We start from the raw sequence: 21,799 nt of genomic DNA on the forward strand, positions 1-21,799 counted from the left end.
GCATGGCACATATGAGAGGGTTCGGGTGCAGATGTACCGAACCCTCAGATCAAGGGTCGCGACGGAACCACGTCGCGGCCCTTTTTCAACAGGATGATGATCATTTGCGCTTATTGTTTTTGTCGTCTGCGAGTGCCTGTTTGCGCGCCTGCTTCATTCCATGGGAAATGCCATTTGGGTATTTTTTCTTTGTGTCCGTGTAATGCGCATAGGACTTGGCAGGCTGCCATAAAATTCAAAACACCTCATCCTAGACCTAAGGATGGGGTGTTTTTGGATTAATTCTTATATCATTAGAATCATAACCTTTGATCTGTGGTGCTGACGCGCATGCAGGGGTGGTTGAAATTCCATTCGTCTATATACACGGAGTGAGTTTGCACTAAATTACGTTTTTCTTTCTCAATATATCATTCCTATACATGAACATCTGCGTATTGATCCCGATATTTCTCGTTATACACCCGGCCTACCGACTCCGCCAGTCCCCCGCGTGCCTTGCTCGGATAGCGTTCAATCGTATGATAAAGTCTCATGAATCGATCCTTGGGCATAAAGCGGGCGTAGCGGGTAATAAGACTAGGGAATAACTCAATATATTTGCTCTTGCGCACGGCAGCAGCAGCTACCGCTGTAAGAATCTGAATTCCGTTGTGGAGCTGTAAAATGTTCACTTCATAGGTAGCGATATAACGAATCGCATCTTCCCGGATCAAATCCGGCTTAAGCCGTGCAATCTCACCGATATATTCAGCCAGCAGCCGCTCGAAGCTGCGTAACAGCAAGGGCTTGAGCTGCAGATCCATATCACTGCGCAGGACAAAGGATTGTAACAGCGCAACCTGTTGCAGTCGAATCCGGTCATTGTAGACGAGGGAGCCGATCTCGCGGAGCATCTCATAGGCGAGTGCTTCATCCTGCTTTCGGGCTTCGGCGACCAGAGCCCAGTTGCGGTTGATGCCCTGGCGGATGAGTTCCTCATCCTGTTGCAACATGCGCTTCAACTCGCGCTGCTGCTCTACCTCGAACGAACGTTTCTGCATGAAGATTAGTAAGGCCAGAAGCAGCAGGGAAACGCTGGCTGCCGCCATGGTCTGATCTATGGTCTCACCGAAATAGGTGGCAGCTGCACCGAACAATATCGTAATGAACAGGTCGCGTGCAATGCGGCGTTTCACACGGGAAGTTGCCTTCGCTTGGACGGAATTCAGGGTACCCCGGCCACAGGCCGTGCACTCCTCTTCCCACAGGCAGGTATACTGTCCACAACGGGTGCAGACTTGCAACTTTTCATAGGCATATGTCGTTCGTTGAAATGGTCGTATGGATACAACTAGTTTAGTACTCATGCTCAATCACGCTCACCATTCAGAATAGTGTAGAGGGTACGATCCGTTTCTTCGCGGGAGACCGGTTTCCGCCGATGAAGCTGGAGTGCAATTACCTTTATGATGACAAAAAGAAACAATATGGCGAGGCATCCGTATGTAACCATAATCCGTTCCCTTCTATGGCTTGGTAAACAAGCGCTGTTATATTGCAGTTTGCTGGCAATAACTATATCATATTTCCATAGTTGGTACTTTTGTGCCAGTTACAGGCGTGAAATCGTCGATTTTTGTCAGTCATTACAAAACTGTAACTCAAGATAGGGGTGCTTTTCAGAATTTATTAGTAGACTGTTAAGATTTCCTTAAGGCTTGACGCCTATAATAAACTATTCCCATTTTAATCTCAAACGTGAAGGAGAACACCCAATGCTGCGGACACGCAAAATACGCTGGCTCAGCGGAACGATGGTTCTGCTGGCAATTCTAACGCTACTGCTACCTCAAGCGTTGCTGCCACAAGCTGCAGCGGCTCAGGCACAGACGAGCGGAATCGATGCGGTACTTGTAGCCGATGTAAGTAACTCAATGAATACAAGTGACCGTGACAAGATCAGTAATGAAGCCATGAAAATGTTTATTGATATGCTGCCAGTCCAGGGGGACAAGGTAGGGATTGTCGCTTATACCGATCAGGTGGAGCGGGAAAAGGCTATGCTGGAGATTCAGTCCGATGCGGACAAGAGCAGCCTGAAAGATTTTATTGATCAGCTTGGCCGGGGGCCGTATACCGATGTCTCAGTTGGTGTCGCCGAAGCCGTGAACATACTGAATCATGGTGCAGACCCATCCCACTCGCCGATGATCGTGCTACTGGCGGATGGTAACAATGACTTTAACAAAACCAAAGGCCGTACACAGGCACAATCCGACGCTGATCTGGCAAAATCCGTGAAGGAAGCACAGGATCAGGGTATCCCGGTATATACGATTGGACTGAACGCCGATGGCAAGCTGAACAAGGATGCACTTGCAGACCTGGCCAAGCAGACCGGAGGCAAGTCATTCATTACCGATACGCCGGATGATCTGCCACAGATTCTGAGTGAGATCTTCGCCGATCATGCCAAACTGAATGTGGTGAAGCTGCCCTCTGTAACGGGAAACGGCAGTTATCAGGAAGTTACCGTGAACGTGCCAAACGACAGTGTGCTGGAAGCAAACATTTCGATCATGTCCTCAAAGCCGGTAGAAGTACAATTGACAGACCCTTCCGGACAAGCCGTGGACCTGAACTCGGATGCAGCCAAGCTCTCAACGTCGAAGAGTTATTCACTCGTGAAGCTGTTGAAACCCCGAGAGGGAGACTGGAAACTTCGGGTAAAAGGGGCTCCGAAAGACAGCATCGATATCAACCTGTTGTTCAACTATGATCTTCAGCTCGTTGTGGACCCAATTAAGACCAAGTCCTATACCAAAGGGGACAAGGTTGATCTTGCAGCCAAACTGGAGAATGGCGGTCAGCCACTTCAGGATAATGATCTGTATGCAGATATGAAGGCCACGTTAGTTGTAAAAGATGTGGATACAGGCAAGAGTGAAGAACAATCGCTGGAAAACACAGGTTCTGGTTTTGCTGGTACATTTGAAGTACCGGACAATCATAACTATGAATTAGTCATCCGTGCGGAAGAAGACAGCTTCTACCGTGAAAGTGAGCCAATCACGATCAACGCGAGCGGAGCAGCCGGAAGTGGATCTCAACCAACAACGTCAGGCGGTGAACAGGACAAGCCGTTTCCTTGGTTACCTGTCATCCTGGGTGTTATAGCCCTGATTGTGGTCGGTGTTGGTGCCTGGTTCCTAATGGGCTGGCTGAAACGCAAAAACCGGGGATTTGTAGGCCAGATGGTTGTGGAGATTCGTGATGAGAACACGGGAGACAAGTCCTATCCGCAATATAAAAAGCTGGTATCCTTCCGGGGCAGATTCCATCTGCATCAGTTGTTGCAACTGGACCCTGAGCTGAAGGAAACCGAAAAATACGTATTTACGCCCAGCAATGGGGATCGAATTATAATCCGTAACACCGCAGGCGGTACGCTGGAGAAATCCGGTCGTGCAGTCGATGCAAGCTCAGGCGTTGAACTGAAGAACGGTGACCGACTGAGCATCCCGCTGCAACAGGCGGACAAGACCATTTTAATTGAATATCTGGTGTGAAGGATTATTTGATTTAAGTTGATTGTTTAGTTTAAAAGGATGCCAATAAAATTTGGGACCAACTGTTTACACGAGAACGCAGAGGACAGAAATAACGTGAAGAAGCGGAAGCGTTCGCCTTTATCCCCGGATTTTCACTTTGTAAAAGTGAATTGAAAAAATCTGGGGATAACAGCGATCGGAATGTTATTCTGTCATCGGAGTGGCAAGTGTAATGAAGTTGCAGTTCCAACTTTGTTAATCAAAGGAGGACATGGAATGAAACCGATTGTTAGAGAACATATTCAGCAACTGGATGTATCACTTGGCGGAGGTATTGTCAGTGAGAAGATCAGAGTTGATACAATTGATAACCCCATTCTGATTATTGGTCTGGGGGGAACGGGAATTGACGCGCTGCTGCGCCTCAAATATCAGATTAACCGTCGTTTCAAGCTGCCACAGGATCCGGTATCCAAGAAAAAAATGGACAAGCCGGACAATGTGGAATTTCTGGCTTTTGAGACGAACGAACAGGATCGCGCCAAAAAGTATAAAGGGATCGGACTTGATCCGATCAATGAATTCGTTTTGCTGTCCAATGCCGAGATTGGCGGACTTCTACAGAACCGCAGCGTGCTGGAACCGTATATCACGGACTGGCTGTCTCCAGAACTGAGCATCACGGACGGCATGAACGGCGCCGCAGGTGTGCGTCAGGCTGGACGTCTGCTCCTGTTCACGAAGATTAATCAGGTCGTACAGGCCATCGACAAAAAGATCAAAACCTTATCCGTAGGCACCAACAAAAAACTGATGGTGTTCCTGCTGACAGGTCTGTCCGGCGGTACAGGCAGCGGCTGTTTCCTCGATATTTCCTATATCGTACGCGGCATTATCGAACGTGATCACGGCTCTGCCGGGATTGACCGTGTCAATACGCTGGGGTATCTGTTCACGCCAGACGTGAACCTGTCCAACAAAAGCTTGAGCGAACACACTCGCGAATACATTCGTAAGAACGGATATGCTGCGCTCAAAGAGCTGGATTACTGGATGAACGTGGATAGCCGCGGTGAGCGGTTTACACAGAAGTACGGCAATATTTTAACAGTCAACTCACCACTACCGCCATTTAACCTGTGTCACCTGATCTCTGCGACGAATACAGAGGGCAAATTGCTGGAGAACGCCTACGACTACTGCATGAACGTCACGGCCGAGAACATTACCAACTTCATGGCAAGTGAGGAGAAGCAGTCGGGTGAGGAGTTTGCGATCCATGACTATATCAGCAACATTCGCACCAACATTGCACAGATGAATAAGGTGTACCCGGCGAACTATGATTACAACATCATTGGTGCATCATCGGCTGTACTGCCGATTGAAGAGATGACAACGTATCTGGCTTACCGGATGTTCGACAAAATGAACACCATGTTCTCCAAAGCACCAAACCAGGAGGATACCGAGAAGTTTGCCCGCAAGCTGGGCATTGATCTCGAAAGTGTGGTCAAGTCCTTTGAAGCCCGTGTGCCTGAGCCGCTGCCTGGTTATCAGAACAGTGAGCGTTTATCCTATGGCAACGTGGTGAAATCACAGGTTGTGAATATGGATACCGAACTGGAGCAGAACTTCCTGGCGCGTGCTCGTGAAGAATATATCAAGGCGAAGAAACAGCTGCCGGGTGAGATTGCGGGTCAGTTCACTGAACAGATCCGGCGTATGTTTTTGCATCCCGAACAAGGTCCGTTCTATGTCTCCCGTCTGATTTATACGGAAAAAGGTTTCTGTGTACTGAAGATGATTCAGTCGTACATCGAAACCCTGCGTGAGAATGCCTTCCGCATTCCGCGTGATATTGAAGCAGCTCAGGAGCAGTCCGAAGAGAAGCTGGGCGATGCGAAGAGTGCTTTTGTCTCCAAAGAGAAGAAAAAGAATGCTTATATTGAAGCAAAAATTCATGAGTACTGGCTGCACGCCGACGTGGAACGCAACGATCAGATGATCGAGTTCTATGAAGATCTGTATGAGTTGCTGAACCAGGAAAACAGCCGCATTTATAACGTATTTACCGAAACGCTGAACGCCCTTAGCTCGATATTCGCCAAGAATGGTGATTTGCTGACACGCGGTGAAGAACAAGCCGATCACAAAGGCAACAAAACATATTACTGGAACGTCGTAAGTGTACCGGATATCGTCAGTGTGGTGGACGGGCTGCTGGATAAGCGTGATACGGATGATCTGATTCGTGACTTCTCCCGTGAATTGCTGGAAAACTCCAGCCAGTGGGTGAAAGAGAACGAGATTGATATCGTCAGCTCCATCTCCGACTTCCTGAGTGAGAAATTCGGTGATCTGATTACGCGTTCCATGGAAGATTTCCTGGTGATCAAATATGGTCAGGATGAGTCGGTTGAGAAATTCGTGGAACGTTTCATTGCTGGCAAGCTGGATGATGAGGCCGTTCCGGTGTTTAATCTGAGCAACAGTACAGGCAGTCTGCATTTCCCTTCATGGGGATTTGTATCGGTACCGGCACAGGCGCCGGGCATTCTGAAAGGGATTCGTAATTATCAGAACAATGCGGTGGGCAAGTCTCATTTTACCGTCAAGGAAAGTGAAGTGCGTAACCGGATTTTCTGGCTGAACACCCGCAACGGGGTACCACTCTTTGTGTATACACCGCTCAAGGTATATGAGGAAAGTTATGAACGTACCATTTTGGACAAAGAAGGCATTGGTCGTCACTTGGTGCAAACGGAGAAAAACAACTGGACCTATCTGCCGTCTCCGATTCCGGAGAAATCATGGGGAGATGTGTACGAGAACGCCCGCGTGAAGCAGTATAACGCCCGTGTACGTAACGAGTTTGAGCAGGCGCTCGGATACAACATTGTGACAGCCAAATCCATTGATGAGAATACAAGCAACCGGTATGCGATTGTGACAACAGAAGCGTTTGATTTGTCTGCCAAACTGGGAGCCTACGACATGCGTCTGACGTCCACCACGCCGAACCTCGGCGAAGTGAAGCGGGCCGTGATCGAGCTGAAACGTCTGCAATCCGAAGGGTTACCGCGTGTAGGCGTTAAGGATATTTTCGGAAGTATTAATGAAGATATGGCCAAAGAAAACCTGGTACGCTCTCCGCAGCTGATCGCACGTGTACGTGAGGAACTGGCAAAGATGAATGCCATCTCGGCCAAAGTCGCCGAACTCGAAGGCATTCTTGCCCAGTACCAGGACGAAGAGCAGTGGTATGACCGCTTCATCGAAGCGTTATATACCGACACCATCGTCAAAAAAGGTGCACTTTACGTTTATGACCGTGACCCGGAAGAAGACGCATGGGAGCCGTTTGCAAACCTGATGAAGAGCCGTAACTTTGCCGAGTATGAAGTGTTTGGCAACTTCCGCGGTCTGGCGGAGAAGGATCGCAGTACATTGCTGCGTAAAGCCTCCCGTCGCGATAACGATCTTACAGCCTCTGAGGATATCACCCCATTGCTGACAAAGCTGGATGATCTGGCTGCGCTGTTCATGGAATCGCGTGATCGTCTCGAATACGAGCGGGTAGAGCTGGCTAACGGAGAAGACATCTATCAGTTCTACAGAACGATGTCGTCCAAGCTGAACGACATTCGCAGAAGGCTGAAGTAAGATGGCGGCCGGGATGGAGTTCAATTCGAACAATACCCTGAAGCGTGATCTGGAGAAGTATGCAGCACAGTATGCAATCGAGCAGGAACGTCAAGGCAGCCTGGGTGATGGACGCAGCAGTATCCATTACCCGGCTTTGTTCCTTTTCGTGGGTGATCTGGTTGCACCTGCCGTGTCTGCCGTACAGGAGATCAATCGGCTGAAGTGGGATAATGGAGACGGTGTGGTCTACGTTCAGATCGGGACAGAAGATCAGGAAGCGCGTCCGGGTGAAACGAGAAATGGTGGCTCGTCCGATGATGGTCAGGTGACTCGTCACCGCTTGCCTTTGTCCGCTGGGCAGACGGAGCGACCGTCCAAAACACGGCGTAAGGACGTACATCGTAGTTTCCACGAATCGGATCAGGCGCTCTTTGACCTGAATCGTACGCTTCGGCGGGTCAGTAACCGGATTGCCGAATATGGACGGTTATACTCGTCATTTGATCGGATTTACGTTACGGTGGTAACCAGAGCGGATGATCCGTTAAATGTATTGTTGCCAGAGCTCACCAAACTGACGGAGACCATTTTGTCCCAAGCCTTCAAGTCGGTGCAGACGGATCTGCATGTATTGGTCAGCGAGATGGAACAGGTGGATTCCTTCGGGTATGCCAGCGCAGCAGGCCTCGCTTTTCTTCGGGAACTGGATTATATGCAGTCGCTGGGCTACACGTTCAGCGGCAATCTACTGGTGACGGAGGATGGGATCTCCATTCCCGTTACACATCCCGCGTCACCGTTGTTTGATCTTGTATATCTGTTGTCCGACAAAAATGAGCGTGGAACCGGCGTTCCCGGTGGTTGGATCGAAAATGCCGAGATTATCTGCCGCATCTGCCTGCTGAAGAACAGGAAACAGGATGGGAATCACTCGGGTACCGTTTCAAGCACAGGAGCGAACACGTACAACAATACATCCTTTAAAAACAATATTCGTACTACCTCTGATCAGCATGGTTATGCAAGCGCGGGTTTTGCCGAGATTAGGCGGCCAAACAAGCCGATTGCACTGGCGGTGTTATATCACATGTATCGGTATCTGCTTGCACGCATGCGGCAGGAGCCGGACTGGAGCATTAAGGACAAGCTCGCTTTCTTTGAACTGGACGCGGCCTCGGTGGAACGCAAAGTCGAAGGTCTGCTGCCCAATGAAGATCTGGTTAGTGGCATGAGCGGCATCATGACACATAACGTCAGTTTCTCTGATCTGAAGCCGCTCTCACTTCGTGAAGCGGAGAGAGTGTTGTTTGGACAAGGAGCTGAAGCATACTTCCGCGATAACGTTGTCCGTCTTGTCGAAGAGCGTGTGCGCGAGCGCAGCTCTGGCAGCTCTCTGCGCCGTCAGGCTGAGCAATCCCGCGTGGAGCAACCAGAGGTCGGTTACTTCCAGTGGGCGGCTTGGAGTGACAGTGAGCCTGGCAGTGTACGTGAAGCGCTGCTCGGATTGATTCGGGATAAATCGATGCAGCTTGAATCCGCACGTGCTTTGCTGGAGCAACGTCAGCAAGAGCGAGTGGAAGATCAGTCGTTCAAACGAGCGTTGTTCCGTGATAAACAGAATGTACGCAATCTGATTGACTGCATGCTGGAGCGAGTATATGTACCCAAGGTAGAATTATTGCGACTGGAAAATGAATTACATCTGCTGCGCATCTGCGATACGGAAATGGAAGAGCTTCACCGTTTTAGTCGCCACGTCACAGCAGCACTTGAAGCGCTGGAACGCACACTGCGCGAGACAGCTGCCCAAAGTATCGCCGCTGCGGATGAATACATCGGCCAGAACGTGATGGAGTACTACGGTAAAGTGACGGAAGAGCTAATCATCGACCTGGAAGCCAAGCGCGGACGGGACGTATGGTTTGAGGACCGTTACATGGGTGACATGAACCGGCTCGCAACGGAAGGCGATGACCGTCTGTTGAAACGGCTGATGGAGGTATGTCACTCGTTGCTGCTTACGGCCGAGCCGTTGCGATTGCCATTTGAAGAAGAGCTGTTGCAGCGGGCCAATGTAACGATTGCCTACGGAGACAAAGACGTATTGACCCGGGATGATCTGTTCCGCAGATTGTACCACACGCTGGAGGATCAGGCGGTTGTTCGAGTAAGGGTATTCGATTATACACAGGAACATCGGTATGAAGAAAAGTATTTCTTTGGTGACCATCATAGTGCTTTCATGGACTACGCGGCGCATGCCGAAGAGACGTCACGCATCTACAAGTTGGGTGTAGTGTACGAAGAACGCAGCAGTGGTGTAGAGAAGCTGAATCTGATGGGAGGTTTCCATCTGGAGGATCTCATGGTGTATCGGAACGGTAAGGTATATTACGACTCGTATACGGAAAATGGCTATGAACTTCACCCCGCAGGTCTGGTGGAGAAGTTGTCACCCATCCGTTAAGACGTCTGGCGGTGTCCTATACCCAGCACCAATTTTGTATTAACTCAGCCTGCTTACGGCTGGTATGGAAAGGATGCATATGGACATGCAGCGAAAAATCAATCTTCTCCTGGTCCTGTTCAGCCTGATTGGCGGGGCAGTGGGCTTTGCGGCAGGAGAAATCATGCTGCGTCAATGGCTTGGGGAGATGCCACGTCTGTTGCTGATGGGATTATACTTTGGCGTACTGGCGCTGAGTGTGGGATTGTTCTGTTTGATCGCAGAGATGATCTCACCCAAGCTGAATGGCGCTTCATGGAAGCTCCGGTATCTGGGACTGTCGTGGAAATTGCTTGTTCCGGCAACACTGGCTCTGTTGTTTGTTGTTGGACTCGCCCTGCAATTGTTGTATCAGATCAATCCGGGCGGTGTGAAGCAAGTGAAAGACATCGTACTCATGATCGATAACTCGGGCAGCATGAGCGAGACAGATCCGGATAATGGACGCTTTGAAGCCGCCAAGACACTGATCAGTCAAATGGAGAGTGACAAACAGGTAGCTGTCATTACATTTGATGACCAGCCGCAGTTGTTGCAGCCATTTATTGCGCTGGATAGTGAAGCGGCCAAGAATGAGGTTTATAGCAAAATTGATGGCATTGTCACAACTTCGGGCGGCACCAATTTCGATGCCGTGTTGCGGGAAGGCATGGAACAGATTCAAGGCAAACAGGACCCGAAACGTGGTACCGTGGTCATCTTGTTATCTGATGGCTTCAGTGAAGCGGATACGGCAGATATTTTGTCCCAATATAACAACGAACAGATTTCCATTAATACAGTCGGCCTCAGTCTGGTTGACCCATCAGGAACGGATTTGCTGCGTAATATTGCCCAGCAAACGGGTGGCATGTACTATGATGTACCAGATTCCGGTGGTCTGAATCTGGCATTCCAGCAGATCTACGATACGATTGATGAACGGACGCTGGTAACGGAGCGTACAGGCATGATGGAGCACAGCGTTTATCTGTCGATTTTCCGTGTCGTTGCCGTACTGCTAATTGGAGTAGCACTGGGTGTGTCACTCGGACTCGTGTTTGATAACCGTCATCTCGCGCTGAGCTTTGGTATTGGTGGTGCAGTGTCGGGTCTACTGGCAGGGCTTCTGCTCGAATGGGGTCTCGACGGTTCGAACGTGGGTGATACATTCGTACGACTTGGTGCGATGCTCATTTTGTCTGGCGTATTGACCCTCTTCTCCTGGATTGTTCCGATTAAGGAGAACACGCCGCGGAAGAGCCGAGGTCGTCGTGAAGCTGGCGGCGGAACTTCATCTGCCGAAGGGTTTGGTCAGAGACCAAGAGATACACGCAGCAAAGGATTCTAACGTCGGGAGGTCAATGGAAATGCGGTTTACGGATGCAGACCCTTCGACACCTTTGATTCGAAAACTGACACTTGCGGTGGACGAAGGACGTTGTACACTTCGCTGGCTCTGGCCGGAACGGGTAGAAGCTGTGTATGTGGAACGGCTGGAGCTGGATATGATGAGCAATGATCGTACTGAAGAACAGCCTGCACAGGGCAAGCTGAAGCTGTACACGAGAGAGGAATACAAGGCAAGCAATGGTTACACGGATCGGATCACAGGTTTTGGTGCCATCAAGTACACGGTGTATGTGTGTCAGATGGAGGAAGAGGGACCTGTACTGATCCGTCAACGAGACGAGGACAACATGGTGATTGCAAGCGCAGGGAAGGCGGATATCCGCTTTTCCATTCGCTACAAGAGCGGTTTTTTTCAGAAACGAAAAAGTGTGTTGATCACCGTCACAGCGGAAGTACCTGTTCCAAAGGAAGCCCTCTGTTATGTTCGCAAACAGGGCGGGGTTCCGTTGAATAAGGAAGATGGTACGGTGTACCCTTTTGTGAGTGATTTTGCTCCCGGAAGAAATGAGATGCCGCCCGTTGAAGTTGCCAAGGATGATTATGTGCGATTATTCTTCACGGACGGACCGAAATATGGAGCCGCCTATCGGCTTATATCAGACTAGATAGTTGGACTAGCGATTGGAAGGTTACTCTGTCATCGTAGTGCAAGTGTAAATCACCTTAGTCTGACTTATCAGGGGAGGGGAGTGGCTATGAGCTTTTTTAGTCGGTTTTTGAAGAGACAACAGCCGGAGGAACGTCCGCTGTTTTACGATATTGTATGCCCTTATTGTTTCAGTAAGTTTTCACCGGAAGAGGTGGTGTTCCGCGCCGCCCATCACCGCGATGATGATGAGGACTACGCACTCGGGGAAGATGCAAAGTTGAATCGGTATCGTGAAAGATTCGGACTCGACACGGTATTTGATATGGAGGCCGTATTGGCTCCGCATGATGTACCGGAGGAACATCGTATTTATTCCGATAACATCGTGATGGGTCTTAACGATCGGTATGGTGTCGTTACACGCCGCCGGTTGTGTCCGCAATGTCATAACGAGTTGCCTGTTACGGCAGGTAAAGCACCGAGCAACATCATCTCTATCATTGGTGCATCCCAGGTGGGAAAATCCGTCTACATGACTTCACTAATTCATACATTGCAGCATTATACGGCCGATCATTTTGACGCCGCTTGCATGCCATTGAATGCGGAGATCAGCCGCCGGTTCCGTGCGGATTATGAAGAACCCTTGTTCGAACGGGGAGATCTGCTGGATTCCACACAGAAGGAAAAGTTGCAGGAGCCGTTTATCTTTCAGTTTGTGTTCAAGGACGAAGATAAAGCGCCGCTGACACTGGTTTTCTTTGACGTTGCGGGTGAAGGTATGGTGGAGCAGGACTATCTAGGACTTCACGGGCAGCACATCAAGAACTCGGCAGGTATCCTGTTTATGGTGGACCCACTTCAGATTCGTTCGATTCGGGACAAAATCCGCATTAACCTCGGCAATGAGCCGGGAGAGTGGACACCAAGATATGATGAGCCACGTGACGTGGTACTGACGATGTTCGGAGATTTTATCGCGTATCAGGATAAAGCCAAGACCAATATTCCAACAGCCGTTGTGCTTACGAAAAGCGACATGCTGCATTCCCTCAAAGATGAAGAGGGTGACTATATCAAATCCAACAGTAATGTCTTCCGCAACATGGTGCATCGCGATTGGTTCGACTTAACCGAGTTTGAGAATATCGACGGGGAGATCCGGCGTTTTATCGAGAAGGTGGATCGTCCGTTCAAGGGTACGATGGATGTGTACTTCAAGGATACAGCCTATTTCGCAGTCTCTGCGCTGGGCAGCAATCCGGTGGATATGAAATTGCAGGGTGTGGTTAGCCCGATTCGCGTGGATGAACCCTTCCTGTGGTTGCTGTACAAGCTGAAGTACATTGAGGGGAGAGTGGGATGATGCGTTCTTCCGTAACCCCGCCCATTGAACAACAATTGTATACCCGAGAGCGGCGCGGGGTGTTTCGCACAACAGAGGGGTTTGATACGGTTGCGGCATCGCCGGGACTGGACCCTTCTTTTATCAAAAAAGTGCTTCACCCCTACTGTGTCTATGACGCTCCAGCGGAGCTCACAGGCCGTAGCGAGAAGGACGAGACGAAGTTTCCGGCTTCCATTCACCTGCTTCATCTGGAGAGTGGGGAGACGATCCTTGGGCAAAATGTGTACCAGTCTGCGGATTTCACGGGGCTGCGCAGTGCCTTTTTTGCTCATAATTACGTCTTGTCTCCCGAACGCTCGGAAGAACAGATGAAGCAAGGCGGCTGGCTGGATGCCGTGTTCGCCACGTCCTATGACATCGAACAAGGTACAGTACTGCCGGCGCTTGCTGAATTGCCCATCTCACCGGGAAGTGGTCCTGATTCATCACCAACCCAAGTGCTGAGCGCCTTGAAAATGAACGAAGTGCTGTTCAAGCGCTTGCTCTACGCCGTAATGCAGTCTGTAGCAACACGTAGAAAAGTATACATTGCGCTGGACCTTCCCGCAGAGGAAGTGACCGCAGGGGCCAAAGGATTGCTGCGTTTGCTGTACACGGCTTTACCATACGCATTCCGGCGGCAGCTGGGATTCATGACGTTTGCCAAGGAGCCGCAGGCCAAGAAGGGCATCCACGTCCAGTTTGTAGAGCGAGGAACGTTACGTCCGAAAGACCGGAATACGGAGAAGGATTTCACCTTTGATCTGGTATCTGGCAGAGTGACACATGCGGATGCATCTGTGGCGAAGTTACCTTACGCGGAATTCGCCTGGGCTTTATTGCAGGAACCTCGTGCTGCGGATGCGTTCTATACGTTTGCGGATGAGATGCTGTCCGGCATGGAGCTTGGACGGGAACTTTCCATTGAAGCCTATGGCGAACTTGCGGTATTCTATGGTCTTGAACAAGGCATGGAAGACCTCTATCTAGATAGCAAAAGTCATGTCCTGAGTGGCTTGCTGACCTATCTGAAGCCGGATGGTGGATCGCAGCAACGTTCCCGTCTGAACGAGCTGTTCCTGACCTTGCTCAGCAGGGAACTGGACAGCGTGAAGCGTGAGAACGTACCCGAAGAAGATGTCGCAGCTCGCATTGGAGAATATTTCAGTGTTGCCGCACCCGTGGTACAATCCCGGATTGTGGACTATTTCATCTATGGTGTGAATAATGCTCGCGCCCAGAAGCGTATGCGTGCTGTACAGGAATTGTATGCTGTGCTGGATCGGGATCCGCAGCTGAATCGAGCTTTCTTTGATAAAGTGCTGGCCAATGAATCGCTCACCAAGCTGTTGTTCGAGCCTTATCTGGACAATCAGCTGAAACGCACGGAATCGGCAGCGAACGTTGTGGAAGTGATCCGAAGATGGGTTACGTCCCATCCATCTGCGATCCACTACAGCTTCTTGCAGGAGCGGACAGCCAATGAGCTGCGTGAACGGTTATGTTCGCCTAATCCGGTACAGTCTGCGAATGAAGCCCTCCAGCGTGTTAGCATACTGGATCGGGTATCCGCTGATGTCACCTATGATATAGGCATTACGGCACGAATTGGTCAATCTGAAGCTACAGCCCGCCCTAATCGCAAAGGGGGATCTCCGACTGCCAGTCAAGATTCGGCATATCAGGAGGAGTTAACCCGCCTTGCAGACAAGCTTGCTTATGTCATTAACCTGTTTATGATTCAGGATCTGGATCTGGATCGGGTTAACCGTGAACAGCTATTAAGCATTGATATTTTGCAGCATGGCAATGAGGTTCGGGATTGGGCGGCACGACAGGGCTCTGATGTATCCGCTCGAACGAACATGATGCTGGCTGCAAGAGCGTGGCTTAGTGGCGAGGGGAATGAAGAAGAGGCATTGGAGGCACTTTCCCTGGCAGAACGCAATGAACTTCAACGCTGGACGCGTCGCTGGCTTGCCGGAGAGCTGCAGGCTCATCCGGGGATCGCGGCATATGAAGCTTTGCCGATGGCTTTTTATCGGGGAGGAAGCGGCAGCAATCGGTTGGATTATCCTGGCCTGATTGAATTCATCCGCACCAATGCAAGTCGTGCTGAAGGGCTGTATCCATTCTTCGAATGGTCAGGAGATCATCGAATGTTTGTCCGGGGTTCCAATGCGCATAAAGGATATGCGGATGCCATCGTGGCGTATTTCAAAGCCCATGACCGTGAAGCATTCAAGTCGAAGTCAGCTTTCAAACCGTATTACGTGAGAGCCAGCAAGACAATGAAGCCGGTCTATGACCGTGCGAAGACGGAATTGTCCTCTCCACTGGTGCGGATGCTAACGGGTAAAAGGAAAAATCTGTTCGGATTACTCCTATTGATCCTGGTTCTGGGTATTGCTGGCGGTACATATGCATGGATGAAAAATTCTGTAGAGCCGCCGGCGGCATCCCCTCCATCCACCCAGGATCCTGCCATTCCGGCTGAACCTGAGGTACAGCTCGCGGAGCAGATTGCTTATATGATTCCTGCGAGTGAACAGGAGGGTACGCAATCACCTGCTCAACTGGTGATCCGTTTCAGGAACGATACGGGAAGCACTGAGTTTGAGCAAGGCAAACTTCAATTGACGATGAAAGATGGCAGTACTCAGGAGTTGGATACCACAGGCAAGTGGGAGAGCTTTAATCGGAATGAGGAGCCAGATAACCAAGTTCCTTCCGATAGTAGTTCAGGAAGTACTTCCGAAGGAAGCACGGATGGCTCATCATCGGGAAACGCGGGGAACGTAGAGCAGACGGAGGATGGCGATCAACAGGCCGATTCTTCAACATCGGGTGATTCCACTTCAGATCCTGCTACCGATACAACAACGGATACAGGTACGAATGAATCGTCTAATGCTGCGAGTGGAGACACGGATCAAGGTACGGATGCCGATCAAGCTACTGGTTCCACATCGCCTGACACATCTGTATCCAATGAAGAGGATGCGACCACTCCTGCACAGATGTCTATTGGAGAGGTAGATCGTCTCTATCCGTATGGATTGCAGATCGATCTTCCAGCAGATATTGATGCCGAGAGTATTGCCAGTGTGCAGAGCACTCAGGGTGGGATGACTGTAATCCAATTGATGCCACAGCCGAAGCTGTAAGTTATTTTATATGAACATGTTGCATAGATTCATTAAGTGTCTTTTGATCCAATAATGAAAAAGCTGACTTCATACCTTATTAATCGAGCGTATGTGAGATGACCTTGAACTTGAATTTCAAGGTCATCTTTTTTTATTTGATATGGCGGATATAGCAAACGCATGAAAAAAACTCACACATTCACAATTCAGACACAAAATTTGCGATTCAAGAGTTTGAAAAACAGTCAGAAGTGATAAAGTGCGCGGAATGAATGAGAAAAGGTCTCATGTTTACTTGAGAAAAGAGGGGGATTTCTGCTACAGAAAGACCAAATAAAGCACGAAAAGAGAAGAAAATTTGGTTTTTTATGTTGACAAATGATAATGATTATCAGTATCTTTAGTGTAGAAGATATTTGCGTCGGAAATCACAGAATTACAATTTCGTTTTTGTTGTCATAGCCGGATTACATAACCGGGATAAATGAGAGAGGGATGATCGCATGTTTCGTCTGGAGACGACCAAGCTGGATATCGCTTATGAGGAAAGACTAATTGTAGAGGATCTGAATATTCAGATTCCCCAAGGAAAGATCACAGCACTTGTTGGAGCCAATGGTTCAGGGAAGTCAACCATCCTGAAAACGATGGCACGTATTATGGCTCCAAAAGCAGGTAATGTATTGCTCGACGGGAAGTCCATTCATAAACAGTCCACGCGTGAAGTTGCCAAGCAACTTGCGATTTTGCCACAGAATCCAACAGCCCCTGAAGGTCTTACCGTTACTGAACTGGTATCGTATGGTCGCTTTCCTTATCAAAAAGGATTTGGCTCCATGCGTGCGGAAGACAAACGCATGATTGAATGGGCTATCGAAGTGACAGGCATGACAGAATTCCACGATCGTCCGATTGATCAACTGTCCGGTGGACAGCGTCAACGTGCCTGGATTGCCATGGCCCTTGCTCAAGAGACAGATATCCTTTTCCTGGACGAGCCTACAACGTTCCTGGATATGGCTCACCAGCTTGAAGTACTGCAACTGCTGGAGCAGCTGAATGCCACAGCTAACCGTACCATTGTTATGGTTGTACATGACTTGAATCATGCTTCCCGTTATGCACATCACATGATTGGTATCAAAAAAGGTAAAGCCATTGCTCATGGTTCACCTGTGGAAGTTATGAACTCGGATGTGCTTCGTGAAGTATTCAACATTGAAGCAGATATCGTGATTGATCCGCGTTCGGGTGTACCACTCTGCTTGCCTTACGCGCTTGCAGGTGAACGCCAACAAGCGAAGCCGCCGGAACAAATGGTCATGAACAGTGCGATGGTTCATGCTGGAGGACGGACAGAACCACGTGTTCAAGCGACAGGAAGTTAACGAAATGGGCCATATGTGGTCCTTACATTATAGAATGAAGCCGCTGTGCGCTATCGCACACGGCTCTTTTGCATTCAGGGGAATTTGCAACTCATGGGAGCAATGGGATATGGGCAGACCCGGGATTTGGTAATCGCATCGGATCAGGTCTATAATAATAGGACAGGCTGTGGGTTCATTGGTTATACCAACGTGCTCGCAACAGCCCAAACCAACATATGTCATGGGAGGAATCAGTCATGTCCGTATATTCATATCAGGCGGTAACCACCGCGAACCAAGAAGTCTCACTGGATCTGTATCAAGGTAAGGTATTGGTCATTGCTAATACAGCCAGCAAGTGTGGGCTGACCCCGCAATACGGTGAATTGCAGAAGCTCTATGATCGTTATCGCGATCAAGGCTTGGTTGTACTGGGTTTCCCTTGTAACCAGTTTGGAGGGCAGGAGCCAGGTACAAGTGAGGAAGCGGAATCATTTTGCCAGATTAACTATGGTGTGAATTTCCCGGTGTTTGCCAAGGTAGATGTGAATGGTGAGGACACTCATCCCCTGTTCCAATACCTGAAGGAGCAACAACCTGGCGTAGGTGAAACAAGCGACATCCAATGGAACTTCACCAAGTTCCTTGTTAACCGTGAAGGTGAAGTGGTAGGTCGTGTTGAACCAAAAGAATCTCCGGAGACAATGATTGCAGATATCGAGAAATTGCTCGGTTAATACATGAACGTTTGAGAAGCCTGTCCTTGCATGTGCAAGGATAGGCTTCTTTGATTATTTTATATAGAGTGGCTACATTCTCTTCACAGGTAGGGGTTGGCTTCAGGAGCAATTTGTGAGCGTTTACCAATTTAAAAATTAACACTGTAGCGGAAATGGAATGCATTTATGTTGTACAAGTAAAAGATGAATGTGGGAGAGAACTCTAACTTTATACGTCCATACTGAGTTCATACAGGGATCACGGAAGCCATTACATAGCATAAACCGACCCATATCCGGGGACAATGAAATCAATACAATGAAGGGAAGAAAGGCTTAAATACAGGGAAATAACCTCTTTCGACAAAATTTATTTGCACAACCTATTGCAATGTGAAAAAGATCACATTATAATGAGTGTATAAAGTGAAATAAATCACATACACAGTTTCGAATAAGAAGTGAAATATTTCACAACCGAAATAACGTTATATTCAAACTCATTTATATATTTCGAGGAGGAACTTTTAATGAAAATCGCAGTTATCGGATGTACACACGCAGGGACCGCAGCCATCGTAAATACCGCCAAATTGTACCCGGATGCTACCATCACCGTGTATGAGCGCAATGACAATATCTCCTTCCTATCTTGTGGCATTGCGCTCTACGTAGGTGGGGTTGTGAAAGACCCTGACGGTTTGTTCTATTCTTCGCCTAATCAACTGGCAGAGCTTGGTGTTGAGACAAAGATGCTTCATGAAGTTACAGCAGTTGATGCCAAGGGTCATACCCTTCGGGCTAAAAACCTGCAAACCGGGGAAGAATTTGAAGATACGTTTGATAAACTGATCGTGACAACGGGTTCATGGCCTGTCGTTCCGCAGCTTGAAGGCATCGAGATGGATAACATTTTACTTTGCAAAAACTACAATCATTCCAACACCATTATTGAAAAAGCCAAAGATGCCAAACGTGTTACCGTTGTAGGTGCGGGATATATCGGCGTTGAACTGGTGGAAGCTTTTCAAATGAACGGTAAAGAAGTTACCCTGATCGACAGTGTGGACCGGATTTTGAACAAATACCTGGACCCTGAGTTCACGGATGCGATCGAAGATACGTTGACTGGACGCGGCATCAAGCTGGCTCTTGGTCAAACGGTACAGAAGTTTACTGGTGAAAATGGCAAAGTGACTAAAGTGATCACGTCCAAAGGAGAGTTTGAAACCGATCTGGTTATTCTGTGCATTGGTTTCCGTCCAAATACAGAGCTGCTCAAAGGCCAAGTGGATATGCTGCCAAACGGCGCAATCATCGTGGATAAATATATGCAAACCAGTCAAAAAGACATCTTCGCTGCGGGTGACAGCTGTGCTATTCATTACAACCCAACAGGCAAAGCATCTTACATTCCGCTGGCAACCAACGCCGTACGGATGGGTACACTTGTAGCCCGCAACCTGGTTCGTCCTACGACACCATACATGGGTACACAAGGAACATCCGGTATCAAAATTTATGAGCAAAATATCGCAGGTACAGGAATGACGGAAATGTCTGCTGCTGACGAAGGTTTGATTGTGGAAGCTGTCTTACTGGAAGACAGCTACCGTCCGGAGTTCATGCCAACCGCTGAGAAACTGTTGCTTAAAGTGGTATATGAGCAGGCTACTCGTCGGATCGTTGGAGCACAGGTGATGTCTCAGGTTGATCTGACCCAATCGATTAATACGATCTCGGTCTGCATCCAAAACAACATGACCGTAGATGAGCTGGCCTTCATCGACTTTTTCTTCCAGCCACATTACAACAAACCATGGAACTTCCTGAACACGGCTGGTCTGCAAGCACTGCCACCGGTAGAAGTAAAAGAACCAGCAATGGTGTAAGCAAGCAGAATAGATGGTTGAACAGCGAGCATGATAAACGCCATACAAAGATAAGTCATGCTTGTCCGTAAATATGAGGTGTACACTAACTGCCAGGATTACGAAACAAGGCGGACGATTATAAAGGAAAAAGAAGACTGGCGAGTATATCGTCAGTCTTTTTTTTGGTTTTTTAGCTATAAAAGGCTTTACTATACTTTTGCTGACTTAACTATTTAAAGACGCTCTTAAAGCATATTTTTGAATAACATTGTGATAATTTACACAAAGTTTCACGTTGTACCAATATACAATTGAGATATGGCATTCAACACATAAACAATGAAATTCAGGTCGTTTTCCCAAACGATGAACAATGAAGGAGAGGATGAATGATATGGCAGCAAAAACACCTCTTGAGGTTGCACAATATACGGCGCAAACAGGTATGAAGAAGGCTCAATATCCGGTGTCTTCTGTACTGGTGCTTAGTTTTCTGGCAGGGGCTTTTATTGCGCTGGGTTTTCTACTGGATATTCGGGTAATTGCATCTGCTCCTGCTGAGTGGGGAAGTCTGGTTAATCTGATTGGTGCAGCAGTGTTCCCGGTGGGACTAATCTTGGTACTCATCGGTGGTGGCGAGTTGCTAACGGGAAATATGATGGCAGTTCCACTCGCGACGATTGCTCGAAAGTTATCCGTAGGTAATATGTTGAAAAATCTAACCTTAGTAACGATGGGTAACTTTGTTGGAGCTTTGTTTGTCGCATACGCGTTTGGACATGTGCTTGGTCTGACCGGAGAGGGTGTATATCTGGCGAAAGTGGTGGATATGGCTGGGCATAAGCTGCATGACGGCTTCCTGCAAGCTTTCATCTCTGGCATCGGCTGTAACTGGCTCGTGGCGTTGGCCGTGTGGTTATCTTATGCATCCGATACGATGAGTGGCAAGGTACTGGGCATTTGGTTTCCAACGATGGCATTTGTGGCGATTGGATTCCAGCACGTTGTGGCCAATATGTTTCTCATCCCGGCGGCAATCTTCGAAGGACATTATTCGTGGGGCCAATATGTGATGAATTTCATTCCGGTATGGCTCGGGAATCTGACTGGAGGTGCTCTGTTTGTAGCTGCAGCCTATTGGGTGGTGTACCTGCGCCAAGCTGAGCCGAAAGTGAAACCGGAGGTAGCAACGTCGATCGAAGCTGTGGAGACGGAAGTCAGAGCGATGTGGAGCAAGCAGGCGTAGCGGGGCATATATACACGTATGTATACACGCGAAATGGAACATTCATGTAGAAGTAAAGACGATTCTGGTCTTGCTCGGTTCATGGCGAATATGCTGTGATGGAGCAGGTAGGGATCGTTTTTTGGTAAGAGATCCTTGTGGATTTTAACCAAAATAAATTCGCCATGACAAGGTTCGGGGGAACGAAACCTGTTCATGGCGAATTTCGGGAGTGGTCCATGATATGGCATGAGGAGGAAGTGGGGAAACACTAGCCTAATGCCTTATTTTTAATTTACCCCTGAATTCTGAAGTTGAATCAAACTCAAAAACATTTTTTTGAAAATAATTTAAAGCCGCTATAGCGGCGAATATGAAGCAAAAACATACTGTTCTCTTTACGCGCT

The 21,799-nt window shown here is 48.7% G+C and carries 13 protein-coding genes; 11 read left to right on the top strand and 2 right to left on the bottom strand.

The window, feature by feature from the left end; translation table 11 throughout:
• Nucleotides 1-416: 416 nt before the first annotated feature.
• Together BLS69_RS21655 and BLS69_RS32225 are read right to left on the bottom strand one after the other, a co-directional pair.
• The gene (locus tag BLS69_RS21655) at nt 417-1,349 is read right to left on the bottom strand and encodes a hypothetical protein (RefSeq protein WP_091036100.1); all 933 of its coding nucleotides are present in this window, start codon (nt 1,347-1,349) and stop codon (nt 417-419) included.
• 2 nt (nt 1,350-1,351) lie between these two features.
• Nucleotides 1,352-1,495, bottom strand: a complete 144-nt coding sequence (locus BLS69_RS32225) for a hypothetical protein (protein WP_176872924.1) — start codon at nt 1,493-1,495, stop codon at nt 1,352-1,354.
• Nucleotides 1,496-1,757: 262 nt separating this feature from the next.
• Between BLS69_RS32225 and BLS69_RS21660 the strand changes: the two genes are divergently transcribed.
• The 11 genes from BLS69_RS21660 (at nt 1,758) to BLS69_RS21710 (ending at nt 21,413) form a co-directional block, all read left to right on the top strand.
• Nucleotides 1,758-3,551 (top strand): vWA domain-containing protein, encoded by a 1,794-nt coding sequence (locus BLS69_RS21660; RefSeq protein WP_091036103.1) that lies wholly within the window; start codon nt 1,758-1,760, stop codon nt 3,549-3,551.
• Nucleotides 3,552-3,809: 258 nt separating this feature from the next.
• Nucleotides 3,810-7,199, top strand: a complete 3,390-nt coding sequence (locus BLS69_RS21665) for a tubulin-like doman-containing protein (RefSeq protein WP_091036105.1) — start codon at nt 3,810-3,812, stop codon at nt 7,197-7,199.
• Between the two features lies 1 nt (nt 7,200).
• The gene (locus BLS69_RS21670; protein WP_091036108.1) at nt 7,201-9,648 is read left to right on the top strand and encodes a transcription initiation factor TFIID; all 2,448 of its coding nucleotides are present in this window, start codon (nt 7,201-7,203) and stop codon (nt 9,646-9,648) included.
• Nucleotides 9,649-9,733: 85 nt separating this feature from the next.
• On the top strand, nt 9,734-11,017 hold the full coding sequence (locus BLS69_RS21675) for a vWA domain-containing protein (RefSeq protein WP_091036110.1): 1,284 nt from the start codon (nt 9,734-9,736) through the stop codon (nt 11,015-11,017).
• Nucleotides 11,018-11,036: 19 nt separating this feature from the next.
• The gene (locus BLS69_RS21680) at nt 11,037-11,684 is read left to right on the top strand and encodes a beta-mannanase (RefSeq protein ID WP_091036113.1); all 648 of its coding nucleotides are present in this window, start codon (nt 11,037-11,039) and stop codon (nt 11,682-11,684) included.
• Between the two features lie 90 nt (nt 11,685-11,774).
• Nucleotides 11,775-13,034 carry a TRAFAC clade GTPase domain-containing protein gene (locus tag BLS69_RS21685; protein WP_024632789.1) on the top strand — a complete coding sequence of 420 codons (1,260 nt, stop codon included), beginning with the start codon at nt 11,775-11,777 and terminating at the stop codon, nt 13,032-13,034.
• A complete protein-coding gene (locus BLS69_RS21690; protein ID WP_091036116.1) occupies nt 13,031-16,222 on the top strand; it encodes a GAP1-N2 domain-containing protein in 3,192 nt (1,063 codons plus the stop codon). The genes BLS69_RS21685 and BLS69_RS21690 overlap by 4 nt, the downstream gene beginning before the upstream one ends.
• A 485-nt stretch (nt 16,223-16,707) precedes the next feature.
• Nucleotides 16,708-17,592, top strand: a complete 885-nt coding sequence (locus tag BLS69_RS21695) for an ABC transporter ATP-binding protein (protein ID WP_091036119.1) — start codon at nt 16,708-16,710, stop codon at nt 17,590-17,592.
• A gap of 239 nt (nt 17,593-17,831) precedes the next feature.
• Nucleotides 17,832-18,311 carry a glutathione peroxidase gene (locus tag BLS69_RS21700; protein WP_047840764.1) on the top strand — a complete coding sequence of 160 codons (480 nt, stop codon included), beginning with the start codon at nt 17,832-17,834 and terminating at the stop codon, nt 18,309-18,311.
• A gap of 512 nt (nt 18,312-18,823) precedes the next feature.
• Entirely contained in the window at nt 18,824-20,185 is a 1,362-nt protein-coding gene (locus tag BLS69_RS21705) for an FAD-dependent oxidoreductase (RefSeq protein ID WP_091036122.1), read from the top strand.
• Between the two features lie 376 nt (nt 20,186-20,561).
• On the top strand, nt 20,562-21,413 hold the full coding sequence (locus BLS69_RS21710) for a formate/nitrite transporter family protein (protein WP_091036125.1): 852 nt from the start codon (nt 20,562-20,564) through the stop codon (nt 21,411-21,413).
• The last annotated feature ends 386 nt before the right edge of the window (nt 21,414-21,799 follow it).

Origin of the sequence: Paenibacillus sp. CF095, assembly GCF_900101225.1 — a bacterium.
Lineage (GTDB): Bacteria > Bacillota > Bacilli > Paenibacillales > Paenibacillaceae > Paenibacillus.

Excerpts from the sequence above, each read along its gene's own strand:
- BLS69_RS21655 (WP_091036100.1), bottom strand. The coding sequence starts at position 1,349 with ATGAGTACTAAACTAGTTGTATCCATACGACCATTTCAACGAACGACA.
- BLS69_RS32225 (WP_176872924.1), bottom strand. The coding sequence starts at position 1,495 with ATGGTTACATACGGATGCCTCGCCATATTGTTTCTTTTTGTCATCATA.
- BLS69_RS21660 (WP_091036103.1), top strand. The coding sequence starts at position 1,758 with ATGCTGCGGACACGCAAAATACGCTGGCTCAGCGGAACGATGGTTCTG.
- BLS69_RS21665 (WP_091036105.1), top strand. The coding sequence starts at position 3,810 with ATGAAACCGATTGTTAGAGAACATATTCAGCAACTGGATGTATCACTT.
- BLS69_RS21670 (WP_091036108.1), top strand. The coding sequence starts at position 7,201 with ATGGCGGCCGGGATGGAGTTCAATTCGAACAATACCCTGAAGCGTGAT.
- BLS69_RS21675 (WP_091036110.1), top strand. The coding sequence starts at position 9,734 with ATGCAGCGAAAAATCAATCTTCTCCTGGTCCTGTTCAGCCTGATTGGC.
- BLS69_RS21680 (WP_091036113.1), top strand. The coding sequence starts at position 11,037 with ATGCGGTTTACGGATGCAGACCCTTCGACACCTTTGATTCGAAAACTG.
- BLS69_RS21685 (WP_024632789.1), top strand. The coding sequence starts at position 11,775 with ATGAGCTTTTTTAGTCGGTTTTTGAAGAGACAACAGCCGGAGGAACGT.
- BLS69_RS21690 (WP_091036116.1), top strand. The coding sequence starts at position 13,031 with ATGATGCGTTCTTCCGTAACCCCGCCCATTGAACAACAATTGTATACC.
- BLS69_RS21695 (WP_091036119.1), top strand. The coding sequence starts at position 16,708 with ATGTTTCGTCTGGAGACGACCAAGCTGGATATCGCTTATGAGGAAAGA.
- BLS69_RS21700 (WP_047840764.1), top strand. The coding sequence starts at position 17,832 with ATGTCCGTATATTCATATCAGGCGGTAACCACCGCGAACCAAGAAGTC.
- BLS69_RS21705 (WP_091036122.1), top strand. The coding sequence starts at position 18,824 with ATGAAAATCGCAGTTATCGGATGTACACACGCAGGGACCGCAGCCATC.
- BLS69_RS21710 (WP_091036125.1), top strand. The coding sequence starts at position 20,562 with ATGGCAGCAAAAACACCTCTTGAGGTTGCACAATATACGGCGCAAACA.